Raw genomic sequence first — 17,128 nt, 5'->3', positions numbered from 1 at the left:
GATGAAAACAGTATTCAACATCATTTGGGCAGTAAGTCTGGTAGTATTTTTTATAGCTTGTAAAAAAGATGATCAGCAGGTAGCACCTTTAGTAAAAGAAACATTTGCAGAAATTATTAAAACTGGTGGCGCTCCAGAGCAGGTCTCAGAAAAAAAACAAGTAACCGACTCCCTGCAAACCACCGAAACCCGCAGCGATGGTACTACCTGGCGGTGTATCAGTAAGAAATACAGCGTAGAAGAAGCAACGGACGATTTCCCTTTGTTCAACCCGAATGCCTCGGTTATTTACCCTGGCAATATGCTGCAAGGCAATACCTTAAAAAATGCCTCCCCTTCCGTTATTCCACTTAAGCGGGCAGGAGGAACCATCTCTATTAATGTGTTTGATGGCTCTGAACTATCCGCTTTCACCGTGGATGAAGTAAAAAAATCCACGATTACCGATGCAGCCAATAAAATTATAGGTGCCAGCACAGGGATGGTACCGGCCAATTTTAGTTTCTCTGCCCAGCAGGTACAATCTCAGAAACAACTGGCCCTAAGCCTGGGGTTAAATGTAGAGACGCAGTTTGTTGGGGTAGCAACCAGTCTAAGTTTCCGTCAGGGGTCAGAATACAGCCGCTTCATTGTTAAGCTACAGCAATCGTTTTATACCTTAAGTTTTGATATTCCAACATCAGCCAATGATTTTTTTGCACCCGACGTTACGCCAGAAGAGTTGAGCCAGTTTGTAGGACCTGGCAATCCGGCTACTTTTATATCTGATGTTACCTATGGCAGAGTGTATTATATGCTGATAGAATCTTCCTCTAGTTCACAGGAAATAGAAACAGCCATTAATGCATCCTTCAATGGAGCCGTGAATAGTGTGGATCTGGAAGTAAGCGGTTCGTACCTGGAAAACCTAAGTGATCTACAGATAAAAGTTATGGCGCTAGGGGGTGCTTCGCAAAGTACTATATCTACCATAGGGAAAGCCGATATTGGCGAACTAGTAGAACTATTGGGCGAAAGCACTGATATTGCCTCAGGCGTACCGGTATCCTATGTGGTTCGCAGTGCCTTAACCAGAGAGGTGGTAAGCGTAAAACTGGCTACTGAATATGAAGTAAAAACTTGCCTGCCTTTATCTACCCCACTGGGCAAACCCATTTTGTTCTACGATGCTTCCGACCTGGATACACGAAATACCCAGTTTAATGAAGGAAAATTCTGTACTGATTGCCTGGCTACTGATGGGAAAACCCGGTATTTTCAGCCTACTGATGCCATTTCCCTGGACTCTGATGACTGGACAGAAAGAGGTACCGTTGTAAAAAAATGGCAAGACCTGTCGGATAATAAGTTTCATGCCAGTGCAGTGGCAGGCGATCCCATGTCCAGACCTATGTTTATTCCAGGTGCCTTCAATAATGGTCGGCCAGCTGTGGAGTTTTACAGAGGCAATACCGGACGAATAAACGAAGACATCTACCACCGCTTAACCTATTCAGGAGGTGTTTTTGCGAATACTGATTACACTGTTTTTGCCGTGGTAGCCTATCCAGAGCGGGTAAAGCTGGAAAGAAAAGAGGCCAATGGCTGGCAGACAATCGTAAATGAGCCTAACCGGTACGGCTATTTTATGATGGGTACCAATGATGAAAATTTGAAACAGCTGATGATTGGTTTTCAGAATAATCAAATCTTCAGGTTTAGTCACAAAACTGAGCAGGTATATACCGAAAATGGCACCTTTGCGCCCTCTGCTGCCTTTAGTGTAATGGCACTGCGCTTCAGCCAAACAGAAGGAATGTCTATATACCAGAATGGCGTGCTGATTGCAAAAGATCCAACCAAAACCCGGCCGCTGGTAAGTAATGAAGGAGCCATGCTTTGTGCCGGAAGCCCAACGGTTAACCCTAGTTATACCAGAGTAAGAATTGGAGAGATAGTGGCCTATGGAATGGCGGCAACGGATGCCCAGATTGCCGAGCAAACCAGAGTATTGAATGCTAAATATGGTTTGTAAGAATTGATTTAGTGAAATGATCTAGGTAAATGGTGGAAGATACGAAAGCAGCTATAATTAATATATGAGTTATAGCTGCTTTACCTTATTTTTCTGACCCCATTCAATAGTAATAAGCAAAGTAAAAAATCATTTTGCTTCTCTACATTTCTGTTGTTGCTGATAGTGTTTGGTGGTTGACTTTTGTATATTTCCTTTGAAATTAAAGATACTTCGTAAGAAAAGTATGCATACGTTCAGTCGATTATCAATTTTTACCTGGTTTGTCGGAATGCTTTTGGCTTTGCCTCTTCAATCCCTTAGCCAAAACAACGTAATTACCGGAAAGATGATTTCCTTACGCAGAGGAGCTATTCCTGAATGGAGCACGTTTCCTAAGAAGGTAGATAAAGAGCTATTGCTTTCTTTTGATGCCCAGCCAAACACTACGCCGTACACACTAAGCCTGAAGCAAGAAGATGTAAAACAAAAGTGGCGGGTATTGCTCAATGGCAAAGAACTGGCAAAATTACACCAAGACGAAAATCCCATGATCAGTTACTGGCCTGTTCCTACCAAAAGGCTTCAACAGGGAAAAAACAGCCTCCAAATTATACAGGCTGATACCCTGGTAGATGATATTCGGGTAGGAGAGATCAAATTGCATGCGATGTCGACAGAAGATTTGCTCTCTCAGGCTACTATCGATATCACCGTTACAGATCAACAAACAGGCAATTTACTGCCTTCCCGGATTACCATCACTACCACAGACGGTACCTTACAGACCGTTGGAACTGCTTCCAATTATCACCTAGCCATACGGCCGGGAATGATTTATACAGCCCATGGAAAGGCCTCTTTCGGATTACCAGCAGGAAAATATACCCTTTACGCAACACGAGGCTTTGAATATGGCGTAGATTCTATACAAGTTACCGTAAAAAAAGGCGAGGTGCTGGAAAAAAGACTTGTCATCAGTAGAGAAGTGCCTACTCCCGGATGGATAAGTGCTGATTCACATATACATACCTATACCTATTCCCGCCACGGAGATGCCAGCCTGGCAGAGCGGGCCATTACCCTGGCCGGAGAAGGCATTGAACTGCCTGTGCTCACGGATCATAACGTGCATGTAACTATCGATTCCACGGCCATAGCCCTGAATGTGCGCAAGTATTTTACGCCTGTTACCGGCAATGAAGTTACCACTGAAGTGGGCCATTTTAATATTTTCCCGACATCTCCTACGCAACCTCCTGTGAATCATCAGGTAGAAAACTGGCAAATGTTAGCCAAAAACTTATCTATCCATCAGCCAGGCAAAAAGCCAATTCCGCAGGTAATTATCCTGAATCATGCCCGCGATGTACATCACCAGTTCCGTCCTTTCGGCGAAGACCGGCATATAGCAGCGGCCGGTATGAATAAAGATGGATGGCAACTGCCTGCCAATGCCATGGAAATTATCAACTCTGGCTCCCAGCAGACAGACCAGACACAGCTGTTTCACGATTGGCTGGGGATGCTCAACCGGGGGTGTTTTCTCACGCCTATGGGAGCCAGCGATTCCCATGATGTAGGACGGTATCTGGTTGGCCAGGCCAGAACTTATATTAAATGTGAAGACAACGATCCGGGCAATATCCATGTGACTGAGGTTGTAACTAACCTGTTGGAGGGAAAGGTGATGGTTAGTTTCGGGCTAATGGCTGAAGTAAAAGCCAAACAAGTAAATACCTTTGCGCAGCAGGCGGGTGTAGGAAAAGAAGTAGAGGTGGAGGTAACTGTTTTAGGACCATCCTGGGTTCGTGCCAACAAAGTAACGTTATATGCCAACGGGTATAAGATTAAAGAGGAAATAATTGAAGACCAGGGCAAGAAAGGCATAAAATGGACAAAAACCTGGAAAATACCAGTATCCGGGCAGGACATTCAGCTGGTTGCTCTGGCGCAGGGGCCCGGGAATTATAGGCCATTCTGGCCTATTGCCAAACCCTATCAGCCTGTATCTTCTGAATGGAAACCCGGTGTAATGGGCTGCTCTGGTGCTGTATGGATAGACGGAGATGGCGATGGAAAAAGAACCAGTGCCTATCATTATGCACAGAAACTAGTGGCTGATGCCAATGGAGACATGAAAAAGTTAGTGAATCAACTTTCCAGCTATGATGCAGCAGTAGCCTTGCAAGCGGCTTCAGTGTTGCAGGCTCAAGGTATCGCATTAACCGATTCTACGCTTACGCAGGCTTTAGCAAAAGCACCGGAGACCGTACAGGCTGTGTTCAGGCAATTTGGGCAAGCCTGGCAATTATCTGAGCAGAAAAGAAAAAGGACTTACTCAGATATACCCAAAAAATAAAAATGATGTATATACAACCACTTTATGTAAACCGTAAGGTTGCTGTAGCTGAAGGTGTAGCAATTGCTGAAAGAATTACTTGATTGTGGGAATAATTTTTTTGTGCCGGATAATTTCCAGATCCAATTGATTCAGCAAGGCCTCAAATTGTGCAGGGGGAACCATCAGGGAGGTAACAATAACTCTGCTGCCGTTCCGTAATTCCAGAATAAAATATTCAAAATTGCTCCAGGGCATCATTCGAAAGGCATTTTGGGTTCTATACCATTCCACCCGGTGTACATTCGGAAGCCGGATTATGCTCTTGCCGGTAGGTAAAGAAAGCTCCATGGTATGTACCTGAGAATCATAGATCAAGGCATCGTAGGGGGTTTTCCGGCTGTATTCCCGGTAGAGGTATAAGCTAACTAAAGCACTGATGACACACAAACTACCCAGGACAATTAACCCTGTTTTGACATACAGTGGCAACTGCTCGTAAAACTGATAATAGCTGCTAATAGTTACTAATGGCACCAGCAAGAGTAAGGTGGCCGAAAACAGGTGATTGAGCTGTTTGGAAAAAGTTACCTTATATTCTTTTCTGCGGATTTTTCTTCTGCTGAACAGATTTATCAAAGGACTTAAACTCTGATAAGCAATGACCAACACAAGTAATAAGGCAAGGACTTTATTCATGGGAATTAACCAGCTCAATTTCTATCTTCTACCTTAAATACCCAGGCTTGTTCAGTAGACAGAAGCTATGGCTAAAGGTATACATTTTTCATTAAAACAAATACGTCCTGTCCGCTTACCGATCTTATTCCATTGGTTTACTTCTGGATTTATACACTACTAGCTCTTCTCAAATTCCTGTAGATAGATGTTCATTTGAAAGAGATGTATTAAATTGGCTATATAGTATTAGTATCCAGTAGGCGCTCGAAATAACCTGTCCTCACATAGTTTAACAAATAGCAGAAAGTAGAATATAGTAAAAGAATAGAGCAGAGAAATGAATAAAGAGAGCCAGAATTAATTTCCTGGCTCTAGTGATATAGGGTCTATGTTTTCCGTTTCTAGGGAACAATGACCATCTTCTTTTGACTTCTGAAATGGCCAGCTTCTAATAAATAAAGATAGGTGCCGCTTTTTAAGCCAAAGGCATCAAAGTTTAGTTCATGGCGGCCTGCCTGGCGCACTTCATTAATCAGTTGCGTTACTGGTTGACCAAGCACATTGTATACCTTCAGAGAAACTGGTGTTGTTTCCGGAAGGGTAAACCGGATCAGGGTTTGTGAACGGAATGGATTTGGAAAATTCTGTTCCAGAGCAAAATCAGTGGAAAATTCCTCTTCGGCTTGTATGGCATTTTTCGCCTTTGCAATGGCTGAGGCAGCAATAGGTTCGCAGCCACTGGAAGTTACCGAATATTGCGTGGCATCTTTTACAGCCAGTGGACCTGAGGCTTTGTCGTGAGGCACATGTACCTGGTAGGTGGTGGTACCCACATTGCCACTGGCATCGGCTACTTTGAGAACAATGGTATATACACGGCCATTGCCTCCGCCCTTGCGTTCTGCCCGAAGGTTTACTGACCGGCAATTGTTGCTAATTACGATGTCCTGTGTAGTTGCGCCATCTCCGCCGCCTTTCGCATCCTCCTGTTCATCACTGGTGGCCGCTGTAATTACTACATCATTTTGAGACAATTCTGTATCGCACTGGTCTTCTACCAAAATGGTGAGATTGGAGAGGGATAAAGTAAAATATTTGTGATTGGGAGACCACAGCGTGGTAGGTGCAGACAAAACCGTAACTACTGGTGGAGTAGTATCTACTACTTTCACGGTACGCACTACTTCTACGGCAGCATTGCCGCTATCGTCTGTTGCATTATAAGTAACCAGGTAGGTGCCTGGTGTATGCGTATCAACTGTACCCGAAATACTAACGGGCACGCTGGCATCACAAATATCTGTTGCCGTAGCCCCTAATTCGGTATAGGTATCAATGCCACATTCAAGCACAATCTCACTTGCTCCGTTCAGGGTAATAACAGGTGGTGTAGTATCTTCTATGGTAATGGTAACTTCGTCGCTATCAGTGAGCAAATTTCCATCATTTACTTCTAAGCGGATTACATGGACACCTGGTGAGAGCGAAACATTGGCAGTTGCAGTTGCCGTTGGCCCGGCAATAATAGTGGCTCCTTCATACCATGAATAGGTTAGCGGGTCTCCGTTGGGGTCGCTGGAGCCAGAACCATCCAGGGTAACCGCCGTTCCGCTATGTCCGGCACATTCAATGGTCTGATCCGGGCCTGCATTGGCAACCGGAGGTAATCCAATAGGAATTTGATCAGTAAATATATCCAGATCAGATAAATCCAGGCTATTATCTGCCCATACAGGAAAAGCTACGCCATTTAAGCTGGCAACGCCGATGTATTCCAGAAAATTATTGCTTGTCCGGCTAGCATTATCCGTTGACTGATCGGATGGATTATCTGAAACCAGGGTGTTAGTAAAACTGGCTCCGCCATTGTTGCTCACGCCCAGAAAAAGTTCTACCTGCTGATTGTCTGTATCATTCCGGGCATCGTACCAAACCACCACCACCTGGCCGGTTATCTGATCTACATCCAGCCAAGGTAAAAACTGACTATTGCTTCCTCCATCCGTATTCACCGTTACCGGCGCCGACCAGTTAACTCCCTGGTTATCCGAACTTCGCACAATAATATCGGTATCATTAGCACCTCCTCCGCCTACTACTGTATACGCTACATAGATCCGTCCATTGTTTGGCCCACCAGAACGGTCAACAGCAATAGAGGGAACAGCCAAAACCCCTCTGTCTGGTTGGGCTGGAATCATGTAACGGGTTGGATTTCTGGTTACCGCAGTGGTTCCTACCAGCCGGCTGGCGCTGAAGGTGCCTCCGTCATCTAAGGACACGGCCATCCGTATATCGCTGCTGGTGGGCCGGTTTGTCTGGTCATCCCATACTACATACACTTCTCCATTCGGGCCAACGGCCGGCATGCCAAACGTATTCAGGTCGCCAGTAGTAGTTACCAGTACATCGGTTGGGAAAGTAGCCCCCTGGTCGTAGGAAGATGCCAGCCGGGTAACAACATTGCTTCCGGCATTGATCCGGTAGGCCAGATATACATTAAACTGGTTAGGCGTATTGCTATCTGGCCCGGTGCCAATGATCCATTTATCCAGAGACGGTTCGGTATCGACAATGGTAAACTGATCATAGCTTGCGCCCCCATTGGTACTACGGGCCACCACCAGATCACGGTTTGAACCATTGTCTATTCCATACGCTACATACACATTGCCGTCTCCGGCAAATGCAACCGTAGGATCAAACCGGAAGGTTGCCGGATTTCCATCTTGCGCCTGGCCCAAAGCAACGCGGGTCCAGGTTTGTCCGCCATCCGTAGTGAAAAAGGTATTCATTACTGAGAAGTCGGCCGCATGGGCACAGATAACCTGGTTGTTGCGGTTGGTGGGATTAACAGAAATACTTACTTCAGATTCGTTGCCATTTAAATTACTAACATTAACATTTGGAATTTCTCCTGGCAATGCTTCTGCAGAAAGCCTGCGTGCCGAACCTGGAACATTTTGCCGTTGCTGCGAATACTGCACCGCCGGGCGGGAAGCCTGTTGCCGGCTAGGTACATCATCTGGCAGTTGGCCATAGGTTTGTAGGGGAAGTAAGACCACCCATAGCAGCCTTACAAGTAAATGGGGTAATGAATAGTGCATAATAAACCTCCTTATGAATGATGGTGAGTGATCCGGATTCATGGGTTGCAGGTGTACATCTACGTTAAAAGTGCTTGACTATTCAAAGGCTCATATCCGACAAGTTTATTGCACGGCGAATATTTCAGAAAAAACTTGTTGTGTATCGGCAGGCATAAAATGGTCTCCAACCGTGAATACTAGTTTGGCCCGGTAGTTACCGGTAGGCATGTTGCCTAACGCGTGTGGGCCAGGAGCTAATTCAACGGTAGTTCTTGAATCTGCCTTTATTGTAACTTCTAAACTAGGTGAGTTAGATGTGCAATTACTAACCGGCTGCCAGTCGGTTTCTGTTTGCTTCTCCAGAACTATGGTACTGCAATAGGTTCGTTGGTTGAGCGTGGCAATGGGTTTGTTTAAACTATTCGTAACAGTAAATACTAGTTTCTCACTGGCCATATAGCTTCTTTGATGGCTTTGTATGCGTACAAGTGCAACTGATCCGGACATAGCGTCAGACGGCCGGGTATATACCTGGCAACTGCTGTATAAAAATGAACTTACCAAAAAAAGCAGGGTATACATGCACCTCAAAAATTAAAAAGGTAGAGGGTTAGCTACCATGGCATCTACATCTGGCAGACGCATACATAACAACTCAAACAAGGCTCTATTGGAGCAACGGACTAAAGAAAAGGAATATGCAGCATTTCCAGGTTGAACAAGTTAAACCCATAGAAAAGGGCTAAATTTTCCAAGGCTGCTAATTACGTACAATCTGAATTTATTAAAAATAGCAGGTAGGTTCTTTGAAGATTCTAAGAAGTACCTATGTAGTAGCTGTCCTAAAATGGAATTGAATAGGGACACAAGTAAGATAAAAAAGTGATAAAAAACAAATAAATTATTATATACTACTAAAAAGGTGTCACGTGCTTGATTAGTTCAGAAGTTGAAATTACAGCCGAGGTTAGTACATCACCCGCTGCCTCAATGGCAAAACCTTTCTTTGGATAGGCCGGCGTAAACAAGCAGGTAGGGGAGGAGGAATAGCCAACCTGATGTTCGATCAGATTTTACCCGTTCAGCAAAATGTGCAATAAGCAGTCACAGCCGAAAGTGAAAATATATTTACTAGTAATGTAGGTACAGTGAATGTTTTCATAATCAGGGCTCTACGGAATATAATCTGGAAAACAGAAGGATACCTATGTAAACTGCTGGCAAGCAATTGCTTTGGCTTGCTGGGCTATCCCTATTTTTTTACAATAAAATCAGCTTTTCCTTATAACATGCACCCATAAGCCGTCGTTCAAGAGACATAGTTACCTGTTGTGTCTTTAACATGGAAAATACAGACGGAAACGGAAAAGGACTCTCGTACTTGCCATTGATTATGCTGGCCCTGGCGGTCTATGTAATTATCAAGCTAGTTTATCCGGATAACCGGGTTACTAAAGTTTATTTGATCAATCCTCCGGCTGAGGGAGTTCCTGCGAAGAATAGCTCCCTGGCGGTAGCGGCTACAAGCAAATCTCCGGAGCCTGTTCAATGGACAGCTATGCGTTCTTCGGCTAGCCCGAAAGTGATAAAAACCTTGCCAGCCAATAACCCTCCTTCGAGTGAAAAGGCTCAGCTGTCATTTTCACCTCCCCCTATTTCTACAGAGACACAGGTTGAGCAACTACTGGCACAAGGGGAAACGGTACCGGAAATTGCCAAACAAACTGGCCTGAAAGTAAAAGAAGTGAGAAAAATAAAACGCCGGAAAAAAGTAGATGAAAAGTTGCCCGATAGCCAGCAGCAAGCATCTTCCCTAACCAGGCTAAAACAAAAACTCTTTTTCTGGCAATAAATGCCATTTCAAAAAATAAGTCCCACCAAGGCCGTAACCCATCAGCGAAATAGCTAGTTTTATATCTATGAATGAGCAAGGGCCAAAACAACCCCGCCGGGTTCGCTACAAAGGCACCCATCCAAAGGCCTATGGGGAAAAATACAAAGAGCTTAAACCAGAGCAATACGCAGAAGAAGTAGAAAAAATTAAGCAACAAGGGCGTACCCCGGCAGGAATGCACCGTTCCATTTGTGTAGAGGAGATCATGGACGTATTGCAAATTGTTCCTGGCCAACAGGGCCTGGATGCTACACTGGGATATGGAGGCCATAGCCAGGAAATGCTGAAACGATTGCTGCCAGGTGGACACCTGTATGCCATAGACGTTGACCCTATTGAATTGCCCCGCACGCGTGAGCGCTTGGCAGCTTTGGGTTATGGGCCAGAGGTGCTTACCCTACAGAAAATGAATTTTTCGGAGATAGATCAGCTGGCTGCCCAGGCAGGTACTTTTGATTGTGTAGTTGCCGATTTGGGAGTTTCTTCTATGCAAATAGATAATCCGGAACGGGGGTTTACCTTTAAAGCCGAAGGCCCACTGGATTTGAGGCTGAATCCCAAAAGCGGCAAATCAGCGGCCGATCTGCTGAAAACTCTTTCTCAAGCCAGGCTACAGGAGATACTTCTGGAAAATTCGGATGAACCCTACCATGAACCCATTGCCAAAACCATCCGGACTGCCATAGACAAAGGCCACAAACTAGCAACTACTACCGCCCTGGCAGATACCATTAAAGAAGCCCTTGCCTTTCTTCCGGGTAACCAACAGAAAGAAGAAGTAAAAAAAGCCTGTCAGCGATGTTTTCAGGCACTGCGGATAGAAGTAAATAATGAATTTGGCGTGTTAGAAAAGTTTCTGGAAAAACTTCCGTTAGTACTTAGCCCTGGTGGGCGGGTAGCCATTCTAACGTTCCATTCCGGAGAAGACCGCCGGGTAAAAAAATCTTTTCAACATTACCTGCATCTGGGAATGTACAAAGAGATTGCTCCAAGCCCCATCCGCCCGTCGGCAGAAGAATGTAACCAGAATCCGCGGGCCCGGTCGGCGAAACTACGCTGGGCAATAAAAGCGGATTGATTCACCAATACAACTACTTTCGTAAAAGTAAGTATATACAAAGAATGAGGGGTTGTTGCCCTTGGAAAAAGAAATCTTCACAGACTGTATTTGATAGAGTATGGATTATACCGAACTTGAACAAAAAGTAATTGCCTTCCGGAATGAACGCAACTGGGAACAGTTTCATCAGATAAAAGATTTGCTGCTGGGCCTGAACATAGAAGTTGCAGAGTTACAAGCCTTGTATCTGTGGAAGTCAGCTGATGAGCAAAAGGAAATCCCAGTTGAAAAGATCAGCGATGAGTTAGCCGACATAGCCATATTCCTGATCTATATTAGCCGGCATCACCGTATTGATCTGCTGGAAGCTATTTCAAAAAAAATAGACAAAAATGCGGCTAAATATCCGGTAGAGAAAAGCAAAAATTCTAACAAAAAATATACAGAGCTATAATTCACACATTCCTGCAAAAGGAATAGGCTTTCTTCGCACAACCCGTTTTCAGGCAGCCATCCGCCAGGCGGAAAACAGGTTGTATAAATAAGATTCCGGCTACAATCCTACCCTGTAAATCCTCTTTTCCCGCTTGAGAATAGTGGATTTTTATAGCTATTTTATGTAAAAAAAGAAATACTCTAAGTGTTGATAAAGGAATAAAGAAGTGCTACCTTGATAGCTGTAAAGCGCATAAACAGCCTGCAAAAACCTGCTTCCTGAACACTATAATTTTTATTAGTTCACAGTACCACTGAAATAGGATGCAGGGAATATACCAGCTTTCGGGCGGTGCTGTAGTTCTGGCACATGTGCTGCTTTTTCCTATGCACGTATGGTTATTGCCACAGTCGAGTAAGTACGTTTCTTTCTACCATAGCCTCTTCTCCACTTAAACCACCCCTTCCATTCCTATGAAAACACAGGCAGATTCTTTTCCATCAGCAGATTGCTTACATACCTACTATCGCCCGGCCAGGCTTATTTTACAACAACTCACCAACGGAACAAAACCTGTAGGCCCCCGTCATAGGACTTTGTTTTTGCGAGTAATTAGCTGGTTATGCGTCCTTTTTATCTTTACACAGTGCCAGACAGTACCTGATCTGGAAACGGCTTCCTCCACAAGCAATAGCACGGCCAATGCCCGCATGGCCGCCAGTGTACAAACGGTAACCACTATGGATGGAGCTGTTATGCAGGTTAATTGCCAGCAAGAGGTATTGCCATCCGGAGAGATCATTCAGATTTGTATGCCGGCCCTCTGGAACGGTGAGTTGATCTTATATGCACATGGCTATGTAACGGAGTTTGAACCCTTACGGCTCCCGGTAGAAGCAGCGGCCTATGTGCCCCTCTATACCAGCCTTGGCTTTGCTTTTGCCACCACCAGTTTCCAGCAAAATGGATTAGCTATTCAAAGTGGTATCCAGGATATGCTCAATCTGCGGTCTTTGTTTATCAAACGGCATGGCCAGCCTAAAGAAGTGTACCTGACAGGAGCTTCTCAGGGAGGTATTATTACTACCTTAGCTTTAGAAAAGTATCCGCAATTATTTAGTGGAGGACTTTCTCTGTGTGGTCCTTGTGGCTATTTTCAGGGACAAATTAATTATTATGGGAACTTCCGGGTGTTGTTTGATTATTTTTTTCCAGGTGTACTTCCCGGAAATGCTATTAACTTTCCCGATGAACTGATTATCAACTGGCAGCAAGTGTACGTGCCTAAGGTGATAGCAGCCATCAGCCAGAACCCTGCCGCTGCCCTGAAGTTGCTCCGCACAGCCCAGGCCCCCTATGACCCGGCTCTTCCAAGCACTATTGGGCAGACCGTGATTGGAGTATTGGCCTATGATGTATTGAATTTCCGGAATGCGGTTCGGGTGCTGGGCGGACAACCCTTTGATAACCGGAAACAAGTGTATTTTGGTACTGGGAATATTCGGGAAGATGTTCAGCTAAATTTACGGGTGCAGCGGTTTTCGGCAGATAGAACGGCCTTACTTACCATTAAAAACTACTATGAAACCAGTGGTAACCTTATTAAACCTTTGGTAACTGGCCATACCACCAAAGATCCCATCCAATTATACTGGCACTTGCCTTTATATCAGGCGAAGACTATACTCAGAGGTAAAAGTGCCTATTTTACCCCCATCACTGTCCAACGGTATGGGCATTGCACTTTTACGGAGGCAGAACTCGTAGCGGGTTTCAGCCTGCTCGTGCAAAAAGTTAAAGGTCAGCAACTAGCAGCAGCCAAAATGAGTGATGCCGAAGGAAAAATTGTCCGGTCTGTTACAATTGAACAAAGATAATTTACGCAACCAAAGTAATTGGCCCCGGTATGATCGCTGTAAACGCCTTCGTACCGGGGTACTCTTTTATAATTGACCATCTAGTGCTGCTACCATTTTATTTTGATTCTCTAACTATATACCCATCCATTCTTAGTTATCTGACAAACAGATAGAAAATAAACTTTATTCGTATCGCTTTTAGTTCAGCAAAACGCTTTCATACGTGTAAATACATAACAAAAAAATAATTGTCGGAGAGTAAACGTGCATACATAAAATATGTATCTTGGCTTCAGTGGCAATTACCTCCTGCTACTCCCTTGCTATGTTTCTTGCTCAAGCACTAAGCAGGTACATGAACAGTGGCCATTTCCTTTGATAAAGCCTGAATATACACCAATAGTAAGGACTTATACAAAGGCACAACTGATGACAGCTACATAACAAAACTGGTAACTATGCTTGGTTATTCGGCCGTGCCTTGTCTTTTTGCCGGGCAATATGGCCAATAACCCTGACCTTAGTGTTGCCTGGTATTCCTCTTTTACAGCTAGTAGCTCGTAACAGCTGACATGCTTCTCAGGTCAACCCCATATGAAATACCTGTTTTTGAATCGATTTCTAAACCCATGAACCATTTAACCTATGAGAAAATCTACTCTTTTTCGCTGGCTCAACCTGGGCTGGCTTGCCTCCATCCTCTTGGTAATTCCTTTTGCTGCAACTGCCCAACTTCAACCTGGGACAAAGCTGATACTGCCGGAATCCATGAAAAAAACGAGCAAAGTTACCGCCGATTTAAGCAAAGTAGCTCAGGAATTTACAGAATACCAATCCAGGCCCAATGCCCGCACCGAGCCATTTGTTCCCTCTAATTCCTACATTCAACTGCGGCAGGGCAGGTATGTGGTCATAGATGCCATTGCCCAGCAGGACGTGCAGGCTTTGCAGAAAGATTTACAGGCATTGGGTGCTATCGGAATCACTACGTTTGGCCGGTGGGTGTCTGCCCAGTTACCGCTGGAACAAATAAGCAACCTGTTTGCCGTGCCCAGCATGCGTTTTGTGCGGCCAGCCTATAAACCACGCTCCAAAGTAGGCTTTGTCGAAAGCCAGGGTGACAAAGCCCAGCGTTCGGACCTTGCCCGCCAACAGTTTAAGGTGGATGGCAAAGGGGTGAAAGTAGGGGTGCTCTCGGATAGTTATAATAACCTCACTGGCGAACGGCTCAGCATACGCACCGGTGACCTGCCAGGCCCTGAGAACCCCAATGGGTATACTGAGCCAGTAGAAGTACTATCTGAGCTTTCCGGGGGAGGAACCGACGAAGGGCGGGCAATTATGGAAATTATCCACGATGTAGCGCCTGGTGCGCAACTTTCCTTCCACACCGCATCCAACGGAATAGCAGACTACGCCCAGGGCATTCTTCGCTTGCAGAAAGCAGGCTGCCAGGTAATTATGGATGATATAGGGTATTTAGGCGAACCGTACTATCAGGATGGCATAGTTAGCCAGGCCATTGACCAGGTGGTACAAAAGGGCTCTGTGTATTTTTCGGCGGCTGGCAATTATAACCGGTCTTCGTATGAAAAAGCTTTTCAGCCTAGTGGTATAAATTTAGTAGAAGGCGAAGCGCATGATTTTGGTGACGGAAATCCTTTTCTGCCTATTACTATCCCAAGCGGAGCCGAAGTCATATTTATTTTGCAGTGGGCAGATCCTTTTTTCTCCATCAGTGGTGGGAAAGGGGCACAAACAGACCTTGATCTGTACCTGGTAAACCTATCGCAACGCCGAATTGTGGCTGCTTCCCAGTTCGATAACCTTGGAAACGACCCTCTTGAAGGCATCATTTTTACAAACACCGGCCCTACCGCAACGTTTGCTCTTTCTATTGAAAAAATAGCCGGACCCAATCCGGAATTGGTGAAGATGATTAGCTATGATATTGTATTTCCGGCAGGCAGGGAAGATTTCACCTACAGCAGCACCATTTCCGACCATGCGAATGCCAGGGGGGCCATTGCAGTAGGAGCTGCCCGCTATACCCAAACACCAGCTTTCGGAGTAGCTGCACCGGTAATTGAACCTTTTTCCTCTGCTGGCGGCACACCCATACTCTATGATTCTCTGGGCAACCGCATTAAACCCATTATCCGCCAGAAGCCGGAAATTACTGCGCCGGATGGGGCAAATACCACGTTTTTTATTCCAGGCCTAGATCTGGAGGAGGATGGCTTTGCCAATTTCTTTGGAACCTCTGCTTCAGCTCCACATGCTGCCGGAGTGGCCGCACTCTTGCTGGAGGCCGCCGGGCTCAGGTATTCCCCTGCCCAGGTACGGGATATTTTGCAACAAACGGCCCTGGACATGAATGATCCATTTACGCCAGGCTTCGATTCGGGCTTTGATTTTGGTACAGGTTACGGGCTTGTACAGGCAGACAAAGCCCTTGAAAAAGCCATTCAGACAACCTCGGTACAACGCTTGGTACTGGTGAATGCCGATAATGGGCAAGAGATCCGGACATTACTGGATGGTGATTTATTGAATCTGGCTGCTCTGCCTACCAGAAACCTGAACATTGTAGCCATTACTGCCCCTGAAAAAGTAGGTAGCGTACTATTTTCTTTTAATGGCCGAAGTGTCACAGAAAACCAGCTGCCCTATGCCCTTGGCGGTGACTTTGTTACTACTCCTTACCGCTACAAGCCCCTAACCCCTGAACTCACCCCCGGCACCTATTCTCTTACGGCTACACCCTATACCGGGGCAAACCAATCTGGTACGGAAGGATTGTCATTATCGGTACAGTTCAGGGTAGTAGAAGGAACCGTAGAGAGCTTTACCCTGGTGGATGCAGTTACCCATCAGGATTTAGGTGAACTTACTGACTTACTGCTGATTGACCTGGCCTGGCTACCCAGTGAGCAGGTAAATATTCGGGCAAATACCAATCCTGAACGGGTAGGTAGTGTGGTGTTTGAATATAGTGTATGGTCATATATACCTCCCTATGAAACCAGTACTATCCGTGTGGTAGAAAATAGGCCTCCATATGCGTTAGGCGGAGATTTTGTTTCAGACCCGGTGCGGTACCGTCCCCTGGCCGATTCACTCTTGGGACCAGGCGACTATGTACTCAAAGCGACTACGTATGCCGGCAGTGGCGGCGGCGGACAAGCAGGAGGCACTAAATTAATCCGCTTTTCAATAATTAATTCTGCTGCGCAAGCACAGCCTGTAGCACTGGCCGGAAATACGCAAGATGTAACCAGAGGTAATGGGCAAGCAGTTGGTGTACAAGTACCAGGGTTATCTACTACGCCTGCCATGGGAGTATACCCAAATCCTAGCAGGGGCACCTTTACTCTCAGGCATCCGGTGCGGGCAACGGTTACGGTACTGGATGTAAAAGGGCAGGTGGTGTATACCGGAGAAACAGATGGCTTGGGTAATACACAAGTAGATATCTCTGGCCGGCCGGCAGGTTTATATGTAATCCGGGTGAACGATGGGGTTTCGGCCCGTACCATTCGAGTTATGAAACAGTAATGTATCATTCCTGACGCTTGCCTGTTGAGCATCTTTATTAGTTAACTAACGGGCAAATTGATTCTATAATGCCTGGCTATCCCCTGAAACAGGGAGCAATAGCCAGGCGTTTTGTTGTAACTGCGGTAGCCAATGAAGGTTTGCAGAAATAGCTAATGGTAGCTTTGTGTGATAGATAAGGTAAATTTTCTGTGCAAAAGCACTCATTTTCCAGAAT

Annotated in this window: 10 protein-coding genes; 7 read left to right on the top strand and 3 right to left on the bottom strand. The window is 45.5% G+C overall.

Translation table 11 applies throughout. The annotated features are described in order from the left end of the window. Nucleotide 1: 1 nt before the first annotated feature. Together Q0590_RS24395 and Q0590_RS24390 are read left to right on the top strand one after the other, a co-directional pair. Complete coding sequence (locus Q0590_RS24395; RefSeq protein WP_302040240.1) at nucleotides 2-2,014, top strand: thiol-activated cytolysin family protein; 2,013 nt, start codon at nucleotides 2-4, stop codon at nucleotides 2,012-2,014. A gap of 226 nt (nucleotides 2,015-2,240) precedes the next feature. Next, nucleotides 2,241-4,355, top strand: coding sequence for a CehA/McbA family metallohydrolase (locus Q0590_RS24390; RefSeq protein WP_302040239.1), 2,115 nt, complete (start codon nucleotides 2,241-2,243; stop codon nucleotides 4,353-4,355). Nucleotides 4,356-4,430: 75 nt separating this feature from the next. On the opposite strand, the gene Q0590_RS24385 is transcribed toward Q0590_RS24390, so the two are convergent. The 3 genes from Q0590_RS24385 to Q0590_RS24375 form a co-directional block, all read right to left on the bottom strand. Next, complete coding sequence (locus Q0590_RS24385) at nucleotides 4,431-5,033, bottom strand: PH domain-containing protein (protein ID WP_302040238.1); 603 nt, start codon at nucleotides 5,031-5,033, stop codon at nucleotides 4,431-4,433. Between the two features lie 383 nt (nucleotides 5,034-5,416). After that, nucleotides 5,417-8,122, bottom strand: coding sequence for an immunoglobulin-like domain-containing protein (locus tag Q0590_RS24380; protein WP_302040237.1), 2,706 nt, complete (start codon nucleotides 8,120-8,122; stop codon nucleotides 5,417-5,419). Between the two features lie 105 nt (nucleotides 8,123-8,227). Next, nucleotides 8,228-8,611, bottom strand: coding sequence for a hypothetical protein (locus Q0590_RS24375; RefSeq protein WP_302040236.1), 384 nt, complete (start codon nucleotides 8,609-8,611; stop codon nucleotides 8,228-8,230). Nucleotides 8,612-9,446: 835 nt separating this feature from the next. Here Q0590_RS24375 and Q0590_RS24370 point away from each other — a divergent pair. From Q0590_RS24370 to Q0590_RS24350, 5 genes are all read left to right on the top strand, one after another. Continuing rightward, a complete protein-coding gene (locus Q0590_RS24370) occupies nucleotides 9,447-9,956 on the top strand; it encodes a hypothetical protein (RefSeq protein ID WP_302040235.1) in 510 nt (169 codons plus the stop codon). 67 nt (nucleotides 9,957-10,023) lie between these two features. Continuing rightward, the gene (rsmH, locus tag Q0590_RS24365; protein ID WP_302040234.1) at nucleotides 10,024-11,076 is read left to right on the top strand and encodes a 16S rRNA (cytosine(1402)-N(4))-methyltransferase RsmH; all 1,053 of its coding nucleotides are present in this window, start codon (nucleotides 10,024-10,026) and stop codon (nucleotides 11,074-11,076) included. Between the two features lie 100 nt (nucleotides 11,077-11,176). Continuing rightward, nucleotides 11,177-11,512 carry a nucleotide pyrophosphohydrolase gene (locus Q0590_RS24360; RefSeq protein ID WP_302040233.1) on the top strand — a complete coding sequence of 112 codons (336 nt, stop codon included), beginning with the start codon at nucleotides 11,177-11,179 and terminating at the stop codon, nucleotides 11,510-11,512. A gap of 455 nt (nucleotides 11,513-11,967) precedes the next feature. Beyond that, on the top strand, nucleotides 11,968-13,371 hold the full coding sequence (locus Q0590_RS24355; RefSeq protein ID WP_302040232.1) for an alpha/beta hydrolase family protein: 1,404 nt from the start codon (nucleotides 11,968-11,970) through the stop codon (nucleotides 13,369-13,371). Nucleotides 13,372-13,998: 627 nt separating this feature from the next. Further along, a complete protein-coding gene (locus tag Q0590_RS24350; protein ID WP_302040231.1) occupies nucleotides 13,999-16,911 on the top strand; it encodes a S8 family serine peptidase in 2,913 nt (970 codons plus the stop codon). The last annotated feature ends 217 nt before the right edge of the window (nucleotides 16,912-17,128 follow it).

The organism is Rhodocytophaga aerolata (assembly GCF_030503435.1).
Classification (GTDB): Bacteria; Bacteroidota; Bacteroidia; order Cytophagales; family 172606-1; genus Rhodocytophaga; species Rhodocytophaga aerolata.
This window is presented reverse-complemented; position numbering and strand designations above follow the sequence as displayed.